The sequence below is a fragment of the Corallococcus sp. CA049B genome, assembly GCF_003611685.1.
In the GTDB taxonomy this organism is placed as follows: domain Bacteria; phylum Myxococcota; class Myxococcia; order Myxococcales; family Myxococcaceae; genus Corallococcus; species Corallococcus coralloides.
In genome coordinates this window covers 19810-37296 of record NZ_RAWC01000037.1, presented here as the reverse complement: position 1 = coordinate 37296, position 17487 = coordinate 19810, and the positions used below count along the sequence as shown (strand labels likewise).

The window sequence follows — 17487 nt, the reverse complement described above, 5'->3', positions numbered from 1 at the left end:
ATTGCGCTCTAGGACGGAGGGTGTTGTTTGCCCCCAACCCTGGAGTGCAATGCCATGCTGAATATCCAGTCTGTTGTCTCTCTTTGCGCGATCGCCGGCCTCACGGCGTGTGGTGCTGGCGTGGAAGGGGAGGACGGCCTCGCCACCCAGGAGTCCGCGCTGGTGACGGGGACCTCCCAGGGCTGCACCTTCACGGTGTCGTCCGCGGCGCGGGCGGGAACCTTTCCTCCCATCTATGACGTCACCGTCACTCGCGCGGCGGATGCCACGTGTGCCTTCGGCGCGGGCAGCGTGGCGGTGGGCTCCTCCACGGGCACCGCGCCCACGCTGTCGCTGGCGGCCAACGACCTGGGCGTGGCCGTGAGCTACACGTACAAGACCAGCGTCAGCGGCAGCTCGCCCCAGTCCCTGGGCCTCAAGCACGTGGCTCCGGACACGCTGGCCATCGTCCGCTCCACGGGGCTGTCCATCTTCCTGGGCTCGGGCTCCATCTACTCGGGCAGCCTGTCCATCGCCTCCAACGGGACGACGCTCACCGTGTCCGGCACGAAGAGCGGCACCATCTCCGGCCAGACAGGCTCGGGGAACAACTACGTGGCCAGCTACGCGGACTTCTTCACCAGCACCACGTCCCCGTCCATCTTCACGTTCTGAGGTTCTGACGCAGTGACGGACGGGGCAGGGGAGCGCGCGTCTACTTCTGGGGCGCGAACTGCTCCGCCCCGTCCACGCTGCCGTCGTCCAGCACCTTCTCCACGGAGTCCACGAGCTGCTGGCCGTCCTGGGCGGTGACGCGCAGCTGGAAGCGGCCCTCGCCCACGCCGGAATCGGTGACGAAGTAGTTGTAGCTCTCTCGCTTCAGCGCCTTCCAATCGCCGTCGCGCTTCCACTCCAGCTTCTGGATGGGCAGCCGGTGGTTGCGCACCTGGATGGCCGTCCACCAGGGGTTGCTGCCTTCCTTGAAGTGGTACTTCACCGGGCCGGCCACGTCACAGGACACCGGCGTCCAGGTGATGCTCACCCGGCCGTCCTTCGCCTCCGCCACCTTGTCGAAGGCCTCGCGCGATAGGTCCAGGTGGCCCTTATCGCAATCCGGGCACTGGTCCACGATGCGCACGCGCACGTTGCCCTTGGGCCCCACGATGTCCACGCACTGGCCGCAGGCGGCGCTGTTGTCGTACTGCTCACGGTTCATCGCGGCCACCATCAGGTCGCCGCCCCTGTCGTAGCTGCAGTTTCCGGCACCGGTGGCGTCGTAGAAGGTCGCAATCCCTTTCTGCTCGGAGCCCAGGGCCACGCCCCCGCCAGAGGCAGTGTCCCCGCATGCCCCACAGGCAAACGAGGTCAGGGCCAACACCAACGCATTTTGCAACGAAGCGGGTCGGTTCATACCGCGCATTATACACGCGTCGCTCCGCGTCAAGGGCAGACAGGACTCCGCGTGTTGGTTCTGTCAGACGGGCTTGTTAGCGTCTGGGCCTTCCCCCTCCCCAAAAAAGGATAGGTATTCCCATGATGAACAAGCTGACGTCCGTGGTGTGCCTGGGTTCCGCCCTCGTGCTCTCCGCCTGTGGCGGTCCGGAGCAGGAGGACGGCGCGGAGCTCGCGCAGCAGAGCGCGCGGCTGACCACGGCGTCCTCGCAGGGCTGTGACTACGAAGCGACCACGGTGCAGATCACCACCTCGCCGCCGCAGTACAACATCGTCATCACCCGCACGGGCGGCGCCAGCTGCACCCTGACGACCGGCGCTTCGCAGGTCATCCAGACCGTCCCGCTGAGCGCGCCGGGCACCGTGTCCCTCGTCGGCTCGAACCTGGGGCTCGCGGTGGGCTTCGTGATGAAGAACGGCTGGAGCGGCTCGGCCGCCAACATCATGGCCGTGCGCGCCGTGGACCCGACGACGCTCTCCACCACGCGCAACGCGGACATCTACTGCGACTACATGACGGGCAGCATCAGCACCGGCAGCATCAGCACCACCGGGACCAACCTGAGCGTCTCCGGCACCAAGGCGTGCAAGATCAACAACAAGTCGGGCATCTACTGGTTCGCGAGCTTCACCGACTTCTTCACCACCACCACGCCCCCCGTCATCACCGTCATCTGAAGCACCCCTGAAAAAAGCCCTGCCCGCCACCGGTGCATCCCCGGTGGCGGGCAGAGCCCCCCTTGCTGCGCGTTCCCCGGTGCGTCGTGCTGGGTGCTGCTCTCAGCGACCGCTGGCCGACGCGGTCGTCAGCGCGCGGGCCTGGCCGATGAGACGGACGAATTCGGTGCGGTCGGCGTCGCCGGCCACGGCGCCCTCCGCCAGCTTCTGCGTGGTGGCCAGGCTCCACCCTTCCGCGGCGGGCGCGGCGCGGAGGATGTCCGCGGTGGCGGCCACGGCGACGGCGAAGCGGAAGTCACCGGACGCGGCCTCCATGGACGGCTTCAGGTTGGCGCGGGTGAGCGGGAAGGCCTGCTCCTTCGCCTCCGTGCCGTTGGGCGCCTTGGCGCGGATGCGCACGGTGGCCAGGTCCTGCGCCTCCCCGGTGAGCTCCACCTCGTAGAGCGCCGTCACGGTGTGGCCCGCGCCAATCTCGCCCGCGTCCACCTTGTCGTCGCGGAAGTCCTTGTCCGCGATGTCGCGGTTCTCGTAGCCCATCAGGCGGTAGCGGCTGACGGCCTTGGGGTTGAACTCCACCTGGAACTTCACGTCCTTCGCGATGACCTCCAGCGTGCCGGTCAGCTGCGTCTCGAAGACCTTGCGCGCCTCCTTCATGCTGTCCACGTAGAAGCTGTTGCCGTTGCCCTTGTCGGCCAGCTGCTCCATCAGCGAGTCGTGGTAGTTGCCCATGCCGAAGCCCACCGTGGTGAGCGTGACGCCCTCGGCCACGTACTTCTCGATGCTGGCCAGCATGGCCTTGGGGGTGAGGTTGGGGCCGATGTTGGCGTCGCCGTCCGTGAGCACCACCACGCGGGACACCACGCCGCCCGCGGCCTTCTTCACCGCGTGCTTGTAGGCCGTCTCCATGCCGGAGCCCATGGCCGTGCCACCGCCCGCGACCAGCGTGTCCAGCGCCGCGTGGATCTTCTTCACGTCCGTGGCGGGCGTGGGGGCCAGCACGTCCCGAGTGGAGCCCGCGTAGGTGACGAGCGCCACGGTGTCGTTCTCGTTGAGGTTCTTCACCGCGACCTTGATGGACTCGATGGCCAGCGGCAGCTTGTCCGACGACGCCATGGAGCCGCTGGTGTCCACCAGGAACACCAGGTGCGCGGGCTTGCGCTGCGAGCGGGAGACGACCTTGCCCTGCACGCCCACGCGCACGAACTGGCGGCGCTGGTTGAAGGGCGAGGGCGCGCCCTCCAGGTGCACCGTGAAGGCGCCATCCTCCGGCGGCGTGTAGCGGTACTTGAAGTAGTTGACGAACTCCTCCACGCGCACCGCGTGGGTGGGAGGCAGCTGGCCCTGCTGCAGGTAGCGCCGCGCCATGGAGTAGGAGGCCGTGTCCACGTCCGCCGCGAAGGTGGACAGGTTGTCCTTCGCCGTCTCGGTGAACGCGTTGGCCTTGTAGGTCTCGAAGACGTTGCCGCCCTCGGCGGCGCCCTTGTCGTCTCCCACCTCCAGCTTGCGCTTCTCCAGGGGCTGCTGGATCGGAGCCGGGGCGCCACCCACGGCCAGGGCACCCGTCGCCGCGCCCATGGGCATGGCGGCCTTCGCCGGAGGGGCACGCCGCATGGCGGGCTCGGACGCCGCCAGGGCGTCGGCAACCTCGCTCTCCTCGACCATCATGGGCGCGGCGGCGACGTCACCGCGCTTCTTGGCGGCCGGGGCCGCGGCCGGGGTGGAGGGGGGCGGAGGCGCCATCTGGGCGGTGGCGAAGTCCTCATCCTTGGGGGCGCTCTGGGTTCTCGCCACGGCCTGGGGCTTGAGCTCGTTGCGCGCCGACACGCCCTGCGCCGGCTCCAACGAGGAGCACGCGCTCACGAGGCTTGCGCAGAGGAGGGCACCACTGACGAAGGACACGCGGCGCTTCGAGAAGAAAGGGGACATGGGCGGCTCCGGGACGACGGGAGGAAGTCAGCGTGCCCCTGGAAACGGCCGACCTCCGGAATGGGTTTATCCGGTGAATTTTTCCCGGGTCCGGACGTGGGCCGCGCTTGCGTGGGGGGACCCCTTTTGCGACGGTCCCCGGCCATGGAGACGACACGACCGTTCCGGATTCTGGGCATCCAGCAGATCGCCATCGGGGGGCTCGACAAGGGCGCCCTGCGCAAGCTGTGGGTGGACACGCTGGGCCTGACGGCCCACGGCACCTACCGCAGCGAGAAGGAGAACGTGGACGAGGACATCGTCGTGGCGGGCGCGGGCCCCTTCAAGGTGGAGGTGGACTTGATGCAGCCCGTCAACCCCGACGGCCGTCCCAAGGTGCACGACCCGGCGCTCAACCACGTGGGCCTGTGGGTGGACGACCTGGCGGTGGCCGTCAAGTGGCTGGAGGGGCAGGGCATGCGCTTCACGCCCGGCGGCATCCGCAAGGGCGCGGCGGGCTTCGACGTGTGCTTCATCCACCCGAAGGCCAGCGATCAGTTCCCGCTGAGCGGCGAGGGCGTGCTCATCGAGCTGGTGCAGGCCCCGCCGGAGATCATCCGCGCCTTCGAGCAGGCCGCGGCCAGCGCGGCGCACTGAGCAGCCACTGTCCGGCGCGCGCGAAGCCCTTCTTCACCGCGCGCTCCACCGGATCCCACGCGAGGCACAGCACGAACGTGCACGCGATGAGCAGCGCGAGCAGGCCGGCGTACTTCAGCCACCCGCTGGAGTCGCCCCACAGCTTCTGGAACGAGAAGACGCCGAAGACGCGGTAGTACAGCAGCATCTCGTGGAAGAAGTACGCGGACAGCGACGCGGTGCCGAAGACCTCCAGGAAGCGGCGCGCGCGTGAGGGCTTCGCGTCCGGCGCCATCCGTCCCTCCACCCACAGCATCACGAGCAGCACCGCGCAGACCCACATGAAGCGGGTGGCGGAGTTGGACGGGTTGGTGACGAAGAAGCGGTGCGGCGGGTAGAGGTCGTTGAGCACGCCCGGCATCAGCGTGCCCAGAAGGCCCAACGCGATGAGGAAGCCCAGGGCTCGCGCCAGGCCCTTGCGGCCCCACGCCCCCGCGATGCAGCCCGCGAAGGCGCCCAGCCACGCGAAGCCCACCCACGGCACCAGCGGGAAGGGGGCCCAGTTGGACTTGCGCAGGAACGACGCCCAGGGCTCGCCCGCGGAGTCACTGAAGGGCGCCAGCGCGAACGCCACCATCGCCAGGACGAACGCGGTGCCCGCGAGCACGCGCGGACGCGGGGCCAGCAGCGCGGCCATGGGCAGGGTGAGCAGCAGGCACAGCCCCACGCAGTGGAGGATGTCCAGGCGCAAGAGCCACACGGGTTCGGTGCGGATGGGGAACCACACCCAGTTGACGAGCGCGGCGACGGCGAACACCTCCGTGATGCGGCGCAGGTTGCGGCGCACGCGCTCGCTCAGCACGCCCGCGGCGGCGCTGCGCACCATCAGCAGCGCCAGCGCGAACCCGGCGGAGAAGATGAACGCGGGGGCCACCAGCCCGTCCACCTTGAGCAGCCGTCCGGTCCACACGCTCTTGCGCAGCTCGGGGGTGAGCAGCACGAGCGCATGGGTCTGGATCATGAAGAGGACGGAGAGGCCGCGCAGCCAGTCGATGGCGCGCACTCGCTCGCGGGAGGCGGGGACGGCGGAGGGCAGGGTGCTCACGGGGGCCGCTACCCTACGTCGGTCCCGCGGGCTGTTGCACGCGCCCGCGGGACCGGGAACTGCCTGGACCTACCAGCTGACCGAGTCGAGGTAGACCGTGCCCCTCCACGTGCCCGTCGTCTGGAACTCCACGCCCAGCTGGTACAGCGGGGAGGTGGAGCCGGAGGGCAGCTTCACGGTGATGGCGTTCCACGCGCCGGCCTTGAGGCTGCTGACGGCGATCCAGTTGCCCGTCCAGCGCCAGTTCGCGGAGGCGCCTTCCAGGGTGTAGGGCTGGACGCCGGTGAGCTTGCTGCCGGTGGGCAGCCACAACTGGAACGTCACCGTCTTGCCGGACGGCACGGCCGCGTTGGACACCGCCACCGTGGCGTTGCCGGACGTGCCGTTGAAGGGAACGGCCAGCGAGCGGGTGCCCGCGTAGGCCTTGGCCGTCGTGCTGCTCACGGCGGACAGCGCGGCGCCGCTGGCGGTCCAGCCCTGCGCGCCGGACTCGAAGCCGTACTTCGACGGGTCGGCCGGAGTGCCCGCGTCGGAGGAGCCGGTGCCTCCGTCGCTGCCGGCGTCCGGAACCGTGCCGCCGTCGGTGCCACCATCCGGACGCGTGCCTCCGTCGGGGGTGCCCGCGTCGGCCGGCGGGGTGCCGGCGTCCACGGTGCCGCCATCGGTGGATCCGCCGCCGCCCGGGGGCGGAAGCGTGGTGCCGGCCGCGGGCAGGACGAGGCCGCCCGCATTGAGGAACGTGCCCGCGCGCTGCTTCAGGTACGGCTGGCCGTCGGTGCCCTGGTCGTTCTGGTAGGAGCTCTGGCCGCCCGCGCCCGCGCCGTACATCAGGGCAACGACGCCCACGTTGGCGAACTTGCGCCGGTGCGCGTCACCGCTCGCGCCGAAGAAGTACTCCGTGCGGTTGTCCTTGTAGCCCTGGCGCGCCCCGCCGCTGTTGTTGATGTTGAGGTGGTTGGAGTTGCCCAGCGGGATCTGCCACAGCATCCAGCGCTTGCCGGAGGTCTGGTTCCAGAGGCGCAGCCACTCCGCGTAGCGGTTGTACGAGCGCGACGTGAGGGACGCCGTATCGCTCATGTCCCACCTGTGATCCGCGCCCTGCGTGAGCCGGTAGAAGTCCGCGTCGCGGTCCAGCGGATCTCCTACGAGCACGTCGTAGGTGGCGCCGGTGACGTTGGTGCCCAGGCCCAGCGGCTTGAGGAAGTTGACGACCTTGTCCACCTCCGGCTGGAGCGGATCCGTGAGCGAGTTGAACGCGATGTCCTTGCCGCTGGCCCACGCGGAGATGTGCAGGCCCAGCACGACGTTGTTCGCGCCCACGGCCTTGCGCAGCTGGAGGAACGCCAGGCTCCATCCGGCGACGGTGTTGGGCAGGCCCGCGAGCTCCGGCATCCCCGAGGAGGCGATGGCCGCGGGGGCGTTGGGGTTGGAGGCCGTCTGGAACTGCATGAAGCCGACCGCGTCCGGCTCCACGTGGAGGATGACCGGGCTGCCGAAGCTCTTGGCGCGCTGGAGGAGCAGCTTCACGTCCTCGAAGTAGGAGCGCATGGTGGAGGCGTTCTTCAGCTTCGCGAGCGTCTCCTGCTCGCCGCCGCCCGGCTCACCGAAGAGCTGGTAGTAGGTGACGACGGGGACGTAGCCCTGCGCCTTCGTCTCCGTGAAGAAGCTGGCGGCCCAGCTGCCGTCACGGGCGCCGTAGCCCCAGTTGTCCGCCCAGCCCTTGGTGAAGTAGCGGTAGCGCGCGTCCCACGGGACGTTGCTGTCCCGCATCCAGTTCTGGCCGGCCTCCTCGAAGAGGCCCACCATCAAGCGATTCTGGAAGGCCGGAGGCACGGGGCCCTGCACACCCGTGGCGGCCTGGGCGGACAGCGCCCCGAGACACGTCAGCGTCAGCAGCGCCGCGAAGGCGCGTCGAATGGTGTTGGTCATGGAGGCGCTAGTACGCTCCGGCGCCCCCAGTCCTTCCGGTTCAGGCCCGCGCTGTCCCTCGGCCGTCCGCTCACCGGACACGCCGCCGGGGGCTCCTCAGGCCGCTATGCCACCGAGCTTCGGACCACGGCGTCCTCGATGCGCCGCAGGCACGCGGTCAGGTGCCGCGCCAGGGTCTCGACGTTCGGCGGTTCGATCATCGTCTGGTGGTTGCCGGGCACGGGCAGCACCTCCAGCCCGTGCCGCACCAGCCTCTGCCACGGCTGCTCCGGGTGCAGCGGGTGGGGCGGCACATGGACCTGGGCCTTCAGGTACGTGGCTGTGCCCTCGTAGGGCACGGGCTCGTAGCTGAAGAGGGCGCGCATGTGGGCCTTCCACACGTCCAGGAAGATCTCCAGGTCGCGCAGCGAATAAGAGTCCGGCACGGTCGCGCCCTCGCGGGCCTGGCGCAGGACCTCCTTCATCTGCTCATGCGGAGGAAGGGAGCGCAGACGCTGGGCCAGCGCCGGTGTGTCATCGCCGAACATGGCCGCGAGCAGCGCGGCGTCGTCCTCGAATCGCGTGGGCATCTGGCCGGGCCCTGGCGTGTCGAGGAAGACGAGCAGCGCCGGAGGAACGCCCAGCGCGAGCATTCGCTGGGCCATCTCGTAGACGATGGTGCCGCCCATGGAGAGGCCCACGAGGTAGTAGGGCCCCTGGGGCTGCCACTGGAGCATGGCGCCCAGGTGGTGTGCCGCGAGCACTTCGATGCTGCCCAGCGGCGGGCACTCGCCGTTCACGCCCGGGGCCTGGAAGCCGTACACCGTGCGGTCGGGACCGAGCGCACGCACGAGGTCCTGGTAGCAGAACACCGTGCCGCCCACCGGGTGCATGCACCACAGCGGCGGAAGGCCTGAGCGTCCCTCCTGAAGCCGCACGATTCCTTCCGGAAGCGTGGGCCCCTGAGAAGCCGCTGGAGCATCCGGCGTGAGCTTCGCCTGGATCCACTGCGCGAGCGCCGCGACCGTCGGACTCTGGAAGAGGACCTGGAGCGGGACCTTGAACGGGAAGTGCTCCGATAGCTTGGACACGAGCTGTGCCGCGAGCAGCGAATGACCGCCCAGGTCGAAGAAGCTCGCGGTGACGCTGACGACCGTGCGCCCCAGGACCTCCGCCCAGATGCGCGCGAGCTGCTGCTCCAGTGGCGTGCGAGGCATCACGCCGGCCTCGTCCGTCTCCGTGGCGTCGGAAGGCCGGGGCAATGCGCGGCGGTCCACCTTGCCGTTCGCGTTGAGCGGCAGTGCGTCCATAAGCACGAACGCGGAGGGGACCATGTGGCTGGGGAGCGAGCCCTGGACGTGGGCGCGCAGGTCGCTGGCCGTCACCGAGTCGCGGAAGGTGACGTAGGCCACCAGCCGCTTGTCGCCAGGGGAGTCCTCGCGCACGAGCACCAGCGCTTGGAGCACGGCCGGGTGCTGGCGCAGGACGGCTTCGATTTCACCGGGCTCGATGCGGAAGCCGCGCACCTTGACCTGATGGTCGCGGCGGCCGACGAAGTCGAACGCACCGTCATGGCGCTGACGGACGAGGTCGCCGGTGCGGTAGAGGCGGGCGCCCGGGGTGCTCGCGAAGGGATGGGGGACGAAGGCCGTGGCGGTGAGGTCGGGCCGCTCCCAGTAGCCCCAAGCCAGGCCATCGCCGCCGACGAACAGCTCACCGACGATGCCGGGTGCCACCGGGTGCAGGTGCGCGTCCAGCACGTAGGCCGTGCTGTTGGAGAGGGGCTTGCCAATGGGCACCGTGCCCGTGACGGGCTCCGTGACGAGGTGCCACGTGCTGAACGTGGTGTTCTCCGTGGGGCCGTAGACGTGCACCAGCCTGCGAGGCCCGCCGTGCTCAAGCAGCCGGTTCACGCAGGCCGGATCCGAGGCCTCGCCACCGAAGAGGAGCGTGGACAGGCCGTTGAAGGCCGTGGGCTGCGTCCGGGTGACGTGGTTGAAGAGGGCCGTGGTGAGGAACAGGGCGGTGATGCGTTCGTCCCGTAGCGCCTGGGCCAGCGTCGCCGGTTCGATGATGTCTTCCTTGGAGAACAGGACGAGCGTCGCGCCATTGAGCAGCGCGCCCCACACCTCGAAGGTCGAGGCATCGAAGGACACCGTCGCCGCCTGGGCCACGCGGTCCTCTGGGCCGAAGGGGATGTAGTCCGGATCCATCACCAGCCGCATCACGGCCTGATGCGGAACGCACACGCCCTTGGGCCGGCCTGTGGAGCCGGAGGTGTAGATGACGTACGCGGGTTCCAGGGGATGGAAGCGCGTCGGGTCGTAAGGCGATCCGGGATGCGCGGGGGCCTCCAACGCATCAATGCGGATGCAATCGGCGCTGTCTGAAGTGAACCGGAACGAGGACGCCGAGCCCGTGATGATCCGATGCACCTTCGCATCGGAGATCATGAGGGCCAGGCGATCCACCGGGTAGTCCGGATCCAACGGCACGTAGGCGCCGCCCGCCTTGAGGATGGCGACCAGCGCCACGATGAGATCGATGGAGCGCGGCAGGCACACGCCCACGCGGGGCGCATCCGGTCCGATGCCCTGCGCCTTGAGCGTCCACGCGAGCTGATTGGCGCGGGCGTCCAGCTCCGCGTAGGTGAGCACCTGCGACCCATGGCGCACGGCGATGGCCTCCGGGCGCGTTGCCACCTGCGCGTTGAAGGCACGCACGAGGGAGGCGTCACGCGGGTAGGGCCGCGCGGTGTCGTTCCAGGCCGTGAGGACCTGCTGGCGCTCCGCTTCGGAGAGCCACGGCAGGGCCTGGATGGCCGCGTCGGGCTGGTGGAGCGCGCCATCGAGGAGCCGGCGGAAGTGGTCCGCCATCCGCTCGACGGTGCGAGCTTCGAACAGCGAGGTGGCGTACTCGAACGTGCCGCTGAGGCCTTCCGGGGCTTCGGTCAGGGCCAGGGTGAGGTCGAACTTGGAGGTCGGGGTCTGAAGCTCCATCGCCTGGACCTGGAGGCCCGGAAGCTGGGGCAACGTGCCGGGCGCGTTCTGCAAGGCGAACATCACCTGCACCAGCGGTCCGTGACTCAAGGCGCGTTCGACGTGCAGCTCCTCCACGAGCTTTTCGAACGGCAGTTCCTGATGCGCGTACGCCCCCAGGGCCCGGTCCCGCACCTGCCGCACCACTTCGCGGAAGGAGGCACCGTCGCGCAGGTGGGCCCGCAGGGGCAGCGTGTTGACGAAGAAGCCGATGAGGCCTTCCACCTCTTCGCGCGTGCGGTTCGCGATGGGCGTGCCGACGATGAAGTCCCGCTGTCCGCTGTAGCGCGACAGCAGCAGCTGGAAGCCCGCCATCAACGTCATGAACAGCGTGGCCCCTTCTTCACGGGCCAGGGCCTCCAGCGAATGACGGAGCGCGGAAGGCATCGTGAACCGGAACGTGGCGCCATCGAACCGCTGCACAGCGGGGCGCGGGCGGTCCGTGGGAAGCTCCAGGACATGCGGCGCGTCCGCGAGCTGTTCCTTCCAGAAACCGAGTTGTCCCTGGAGCACGTCGCCCTGGAGCCACTCGCGCTGCCACGCCGCGTAGTCCGCGTACTGCACGGGCAGCGGTGACAGCCGCGCCGGCTGGCCCTGGAGCCGTGCGCCGTACTCCGCGGACAGCTCGCGGTAGAGCACGCCCAGCGACCAACCATCGGACACGATGTGATGCAGGTTGAGCACCAGCACCGAGCATGTGCCTTCGAGCCGAAGCAGCAGCGCCCGGAACAGTGGCCCCCGCGCGAGCTCGAAGGATCGCTGCGCCTCCTGCCGCAAGCGCGCCTGGACCCGCGAGTCGTCCGGCCCCAGCGCATCGAGTTGCTGAACCTCCAGCGTGAGGACAGGCTCTTCTTCAATGTGCTGCGTGGGACGGTCGCCCTCTGGGAACGTGGTGCGGAGGGGCTCGTGCCGCAGCACGAGCGCTTCCAGGCTTGCGCGCAGCACCAGGACATCCAGTGGACCGTCCAGGCGCAGCGCCATGGGCATGTTGTAGACGCCAGGGGCGTCGTGGAGCCGGCCCAGGAACCACAGCCGCTCCTGCGCGAAGGACAGCGGAAGCGGTCCGGCCCCGCGGGGCGTCACGGGGATGCGGGATGCCTCCCGGTGTCCTTGTGCGAGCAGTCCTTCCACGGTCCTGACGAACGCCTCCAGGCGAGGTGCCTCGAAGAGCGCACGCACGGGAAGCGCCACGCCCAGCGCATCCCGCACGCGTGACACCACCTGCGTGGCCAGCAGCGAATGCCCGCCCAGGTCGAAGAAGTGGGAGTGTGCCCCCACCTCGCGTCCGCCCAGCACGGCGGCCCAGATGCCGGCGATCCGTGCTTCGAGCGGGCTCCGGGGCGCGATGAATCCCGCGGTGCCAGAGGCCTCGGGAGCGGGCAGCGCGCGTCGGTCGATCTTCCCGTTGGGCGTGAGGGGCAACGACTCCAGCACCACGAACGTGGCGGGCACCATGTGGCCCGGGAGTCGTGCCTGGAGGAACTCACGGAACACCACGTCCGTGGCGTCCATGGCCGCGACGTAGGCCACGAGCCTGCGGTCTCCCGGCGTGTCCTCGCGCAGCAGCACGAGCGCTTCCCGCGCGGCGGGGTGCTGCCGCAGGGCCGCTTCCACTTCACCTAATTCGATGCGGAAGCCCCGGAGCTTCACCTGATGGTCGCGGCGGCCCACGTACTCCAGCACGCCATCCGCGCGCTGCCGGACCAGGTCGCCCGTGCGATAGAGCCGAGCACCGGGCACGTCGCTGAACGGATGGGGAATGAACTTCTCCGCTGTGAGGCCGGACCGGTCCCAATACCCGAGCGCCAGTCCGTCACCCCCGACGAACAGCTCGCCCACGACGCCAGGAGGCACCAGGTGCAACCGGGCATCGAGCACATACGCCGTGCTGTTGGCGATCGGCCCACCGATGGGCACGGAGTCGACGCCCGCGTGCGGCACCCGGTGCCAGGTGCTGAACGACGTGTTCTCCGTGGGGCCATAGCCGTTGATCAACGCCTGGGGTCCGCCGTGCGAAAGCACCGCGTTGACGCTGGCGACATCCGCGGCCTCGCCGCCGAAGATCATCCAGGACAGGTGGCGGAAGGCCTCTGGGCGCGAGCGGGCCACATGGTTGAACAACGCCGTGGCCAGCACCATGTGCGTGATGCGCTCGTCCTGGAGCCTGCGCGCCAGGACATCCGGATCGATGAGCTCGTCCTTGGTGAACAGGACCAGCGTGGCCCCGTTGAGCAGCGCGCCCCAGATCTCCAGTGTGGACAGGTCGAACGCGATGGTCGTGGACTGCGCCATCCGATCGCCGGGCCCCAGTCGCACGGAGTCCGAGTTGAGCACCAGCCGCACCACGCCCTGATGCGGGATGCACACGCCCTTGGGACGGCCCGTGGATCCGGACGTGTAGATGATGTGCGCCAGGTCCACCGGCATCACGGGCTCGGCCGCCGGTGCCTCCACTGCACCCCACGGCACCTCCAGGCACACGGGCGTCCATGAACCCGGAGGCAATCCAGACGCCAGCGCCTCATGCGTGACGATGGCGACCAGTCGCGCGTCGCTGGCCATGAAGGCGAGCCGCTCGGAAGGGTGCTCCGGATCCAGCGGGACGTAGGCGCCGCCCGCCTTGAGGATGGCCAGGAGCGACACAATGAGATCCACCGAGCGCGGCAGGCACACGCCCACCTGCGGCGTGCGCCGTCCTACTCCGAGCGACCGCAGCCGCCGGGACAGGTGCTCCGCGCGCGCATCCAGCTCGGCATACGTCAGCGTCACGGCGCCATGGCTCACGGCGATGGCATCAGGCCGCCGCGAAACCTGGAGCGCGAAAGCGTCCACGATGGACAGCTCCGAAGGGTAGGGGCGTGCCGACGCGTTCCAGTCGCGGAGCACCCGCCGCTGCTCCACCTCCGACAGGAACACCGCGTCTCCGGTGGCCCGGTCCGCCGCTTCCACGAAGCACCGCAGCACCTGGAGGTAGTGCCCCGTCAGGCGCTCGATGGTGGCCGCATCGAACAGCGCCGTGGCGTATTCGAGCGTGCCCGCGAGCGCGTCACCGGATTCCTCCAGCGCGAGGAACAGGTCGAACTTGGACGTGCGCGTGTCCAGCGTCAGCGGGGTGACGGAGACGTCCGGGAACTGGAGCCGCGACGTTGGCGCGTTCTGGAGCGCGAAGAGCACCTGGATGAGGGGCGTCCGGCTCGGCTCGCGCTCGACCTGGAGCGCTTCCACCAGCTTCTCGAAGGGCAGGTGCTGATGGGCATACGCCCCCAGCGCGCGGTCGCGCACCTGCCCCAACAACTGGAGGAACGACGGTTCTCCTTCGAAGCGGGCGCGGATGGGCAGCGTGTTGACGAAGAAGCCGATGAGCCCCTCCAGCTCCTTCCGGGTGCGGTTCGCGATGGGCGTGCCCACGACGAAGTCCCGCTGGCCGCTGTATCGCGACAACAGGACCTGGAACCCGGTGAGCAGGGCCATGAACAACGTGGCTCCTTCGCGGCGGGCCAGCTCCTCCAGCGCCCGGTGGAGGTGCGCCGGGACCGTGAAGCGATGAATGGCACCCGCGAACCGCTGCACCGCGGGACGAGGCCGGTCGGTGGGCAGCTCCAGCACATGCGGCACGTCCGCGAGCTCCCGCTCCCAGAAGCCCAGCTCCCGCTGGAGCACGTCGCCCTGGAGCCACTGGCGCTGCCACGCCGCATGGTCGGGATACTGGAGGGGCAGGGGCGCCAGGTCCCGAGCGAGGTACGCCGCCGACAGCTCCTGATACAGCACGCCGATGGACCAGCCGTCAGAGACGATGTGGTGCAGGTTGAGCACCAGCACGTGCCGCTGCTCCGCCTCGCGGATGAGCAGCGCACGGAACAACGGCCCCCGGGCCAGATCGAAGGGCCGTTCCGCTTCACACTGCATGCACGCGAGCGTCTCCGCCTCCGAGCCGGACCCCGCCCGCTCCAGCGTCACGGGCAGGTGCGCGGCGACGTGCTGGATGGCGGTGCCTTCACCCCGGAAGGTGGTGCGCAGGGATTCATGCCGATCCACCACGGCCTGAAGCGCCTGCTCCAGCGCGGCGGTGTCCAGCGGCCCTTCCAGACGGAACGCGAACGGCAGCGAATACAGCGCGGAGCCCGGCATCCACTGGTCCAGGAACCACAGCCGCTGCTGCGCGAACGACAACTGCTCCCGCGCCGCATCCGTGCACGGAGGAATGGGAGCCTCGGCGCGTTCGACCGTCGGCGCGGCCACCTCCAGCGCGGCGGCGAAGTCCCGCAGGAGGGGGCTCGCGAACAGCAGGCGCAGCGGCACGGGACGCTGGAGCACATCGCACAGCCGGCCCATGGCCTGCGTGGCCAGGAGGGATTGCCCACCCAGCTCGAAGAAGTCCGCCGTGGCGCTGACCGCCTCCACGCGCAGCACGTCCGCCCAGACCCGGGCAACGGTCCGTTCCAGCGCGGTCTCCGGCGCGACGAAGTCCTCTTCGGCCCCGGGGCGGTCGCGCGGATCCGGCAGCGCCTTGCGCTCCACCTTGCCGTTGGCCGTGAGCGGCATCACGTCCAGGACGACGATGGCCGAAGGCAGCATGTGCGCGGGCAGGTGGCCCTTCAGGTGCGCCCGCAGCACCGGTGCCGTCAGGGGCTCCGACGCCGTCACGTACGCCACGAGCCGCCGGTCTCCCGGCGTGTCCTCGCGTACCAGCACCACGGCCTCCTGCACGGAAGCCTGAAGGCGCAGCGCTGCTTCTATCTCGCCCGGCTCGATGCGGAAGCCGCGCACCTTGACCTGGTGATCCACGCGTCCCACGAAGTCCACCGCGCCGTCCTCGAGCCGCCGCGCGAGGTCTCCCGAGCGGTACATGCGCGCGCCCGGTTCGGTGCTGAAGGGATCCGGCAGGAACCGTTCGGCGGTGAGGTCCGGGCGCTCCCAGTAGCCCCATGCGACGCCGCTGCCTCCCGTGTACAGCTCGCCCACGGCGCCCACGGGCAGCTCCCGGCCCTCCGGGTCCAGCACGTACATCCGCGTGCCGGAGATGGCGTGGCCAATGGGCGCGGGATCGGAGCCGAGCGGCGCGCACAGGAGCTGGCAGCTCGTGAAGGTGGTGTTCTCCGTGGGGCCGTAGCAGTTGAAGATGCGCGTGCGCGGCAGGGCCTCCAGCGCCCGGCGGGCGTGGGGCAGCGACATCACCTCGCCGCCCGTGTAGAGCTGCCGCAGCGTCTCCGTGCCCGGCAGGCCCCGGTCCACCAGCGTGTTGAACAGGCCGGTGGTGAGGAACGCCGTCGTCACGTGCTCCTCGCGCAGGAAGTCTCCCAGCTCGTCCAGCGCGGAGGCCCCGCGCGAGAACACGGCGACCCGGCCGCCGTTGAGCAGCGGCCCCCAGAGCTCGAACGTGGACGCGTCGAAGGCCACCGGCGCCAGCTGCAAGAGCACCTCATCCGGGCCCAGGTGCACGTAGTCCGGGTCGAGCACCAGCCGCAGCACGCCCCGGTGGGGCACGCACACGCCCTTGGGGCGGCCCGTGGAGCCGGAGGTGAAGACGACATAGGCCAGGTCGTCCTCCACGACGTCGCGCGCGATGGCCCCATCGCTGAAGCCCGCCAATGCGTCCGCGTCCGTGTCCAGCCGGAGCGTGTGCCAGTCCCCCGACGGCAGGTGTGACTCCAGCCCGGCATGCGTGACGATGATCCGCACGCGCGAATCCGTGGCCATGAAGGCCAGCCGCTCCGAGGGGTACTCCGGATCCAGTGGGACGTAGGCACCGCCCGCCTTGAGGATGCCGACCAGCGTGACGATGAGGTCCACCGAGCGTGGCAGGCACACGCCCACCTGGGGCCGTTCGCGTCCCACATCCCGCGCCTTCAACCAGCCCGCGAGCCGGTTCGCCCGCGCATCCAGCTCCGCGTACGTGAGCTGCTGCCCGTCACACCGGACAGCGACGGCCTGGGGACGGAGCGCGGCCTGGACCTCGAAAGCATCTGCGATGTTTCGAGGCGCCAGACCCCGAGGAGACACGGGGACGTCGACGGTGTCGGTCATGTCGACGCGCCACCCCCGACAAAGGGGGTGGTGGACTCAGGACCGCCCGGGGAAGCGCAGGCGGGTCAAACGGGGGCGGCGCGTGTCTCGGATTAAGAGACCCTGAGGCAGTGCACGCAAAAATTTGGCGATACGTGACATCCGGAGTCAACAGCCCCCACTCGCGAATGCCATTTATTCCGTGAAGACAGCCAATTCACGGAGGGCAGACCAGGCCCGGCTCATTGGCGTCCACGTCCTGGAGCGCGAGCAGACACGTGAGCGCGTCTGGATCCACGGAGTCCATCAGGTACGTGCGGCGCCACAGAAGCGCGGCGAAGCGCTTGGGCAGCTGCGCGTCCGGAGCAACGAGCGCACGGCGCACGCCGTTGCTGCCCACCGCGGCCTTGGCCATCGCGGCCTCCAGCTTCGCGACGTCGTCGGGGCAGCCCTCCGGGCAGTTGTAGAGGAACACCGCGTGGCCGTGCTCCAGGTTGTGGATCCACGAACAGCGCGGCTGCTCCACGGTGTAGCCGCGGCACGACAACCACGTGGGGCAGTGCGGACCGGAGTTGGGTGGGTTCTCACCGTTGCCGCACCCGGTGCTTCCGCACGAGCTCACGTGATTGGCTGGCGACGTGTCCGACAGCGGGAACGAATACCGCTGGCAGGCTTCGCCACCGGGGTTCGGCGGATCATCGTTCGTCGAACCGCAGGCGAGGCACAGCGAGAAGAGGAGGGCGGAGAGGGCGCGAGGCATCCACCCCGTCATATCGCAACGGC

Annotated in this window: 9 protein-coding genes; 3 read left to right on the top strand and 6 right to left on the bottom strand. The window is 69.6% G+C overall.

Annotated features, from left to right (window positions below):
- The first annotated feature begins 54 nt into the window (after positions 1 to 54).
- A complete protein-coding gene (locus D7W82_RS11645) occupies positions 55 to 654 on the top strand; it encodes a hypothetical protein (RefSeq protein ID WP_120618410.1) in 600 nt (199 codons plus the stop codon).
- Between the two features lie 40 nt (positions 655 to 694).
- On the opposite strand, the gene D7W82_RS11640 is transcribed toward D7W82_RS11645, so the two are convergent.
- Positions 695 to 1297: an expansin EXLX1 family cellulose-binding protein gene (locus D7W82_RS11640; protein ID WP_120618409.1), complete on the bottom strand. Its 603-nt coding sequence runs from the start codon at positions 1295 to 1297 to the stop codon at positions 695 to 697.
- A 215-nt stretch (positions 1298 to 1512) separates the two neighbouring features.
- On the opposite strand from D7W82_RS11640, the gene D7W82_RS11635 reads away from it, so the two are divergent.
- Complete coding sequence (locus tag D7W82_RS11635) at positions 1513 to 2109, top strand: hypothetical protein (protein ID WP_120618408.1); 597 nt, start codon at positions 1513 to 1515, stop codon at positions 2107 to 2109.
- Between the two features lie 102 nt (positions 2110 to 2211).
- On the opposite strand, the gene D7W82_RS11630 is transcribed toward D7W82_RS11635, so the two are convergent.
- Entirely contained in the window at positions 2212 to 4035 is a 1824-nt protein-coding gene (locus D7W82_RS11630) for a von Willebrand factor type A domain-containing protein (protein ID WP_120618407.1), read from the bottom strand.
- A gap of 144 nt (positions 4036 to 4179) precedes the next feature.
- On the opposite strand from D7W82_RS11630, the gene D7W82_RS11625 reads away from it, so the two are divergent.
- Entirely contained in the window at positions 4180 to 4671 is a 492-nt protein-coding gene (locus tag D7W82_RS11625; protein ID WP_014397268.1) for a VOC family protein, read from the top strand.
- Here D7W82_RS11625 and D7W82_RS11620 read toward each other — a convergent pair.
- The 4 genes from D7W82_RS11620 to D7W82_RS11605 form a co-directional block, all read right to left on the bottom strand.
- Positions 4628 to 5755, bottom strand: coding sequence for a heparan-alpha-glucosaminide N-acetyltransferase domain-containing protein (locus D7W82_RS11620; RefSeq protein ID WP_120618406.1), 1128 nt, complete (start codon positions 5753 to 5755; stop codon positions 4628 to 4630). The genes D7W82_RS11625 and D7W82_RS11620 overlap by 44 nt on opposite strands.
- A 69-nt stretch (positions 5756 to 5824) precedes the next feature.
- Positions 5825 to 7684, bottom strand: a complete 1860-nt coding sequence (locus D7W82_RS11615; RefSeq protein WP_120618405.1) for a hypothetical protein — start codon at positions 7682 to 7684, stop codon at positions 5825 to 5827.
- A 104-nt stretch (positions 7685 to 7788) separates the two neighbouring features.
- Positions 7789 to 16725 carry a non-ribosomal peptide synthetase gene (locus tag D7W82_RS11610; protein WP_120618404.1) on the bottom strand — a complete coding sequence of 2979 codons (8937 nt, stop codon included), beginning with the start codon at positions 16723 to 16725 and terminating at the stop codon, positions 7789 to 7791.
- A 196-nt stretch (positions 16726 to 16921) separates the two neighbouring features.
- On the bottom strand, positions 16922 to 17464 hold the full coding sequence (locus D7W82_RS11605) for a DUF3105 domain-containing protein (RefSeq protein WP_233587428.1): 543 nt from the start codon (positions 17462 to 17464) through the stop codon (positions 16922 to 16924).
- Positions 17465 to 17487: the final 23 nt, after the last annotated feature.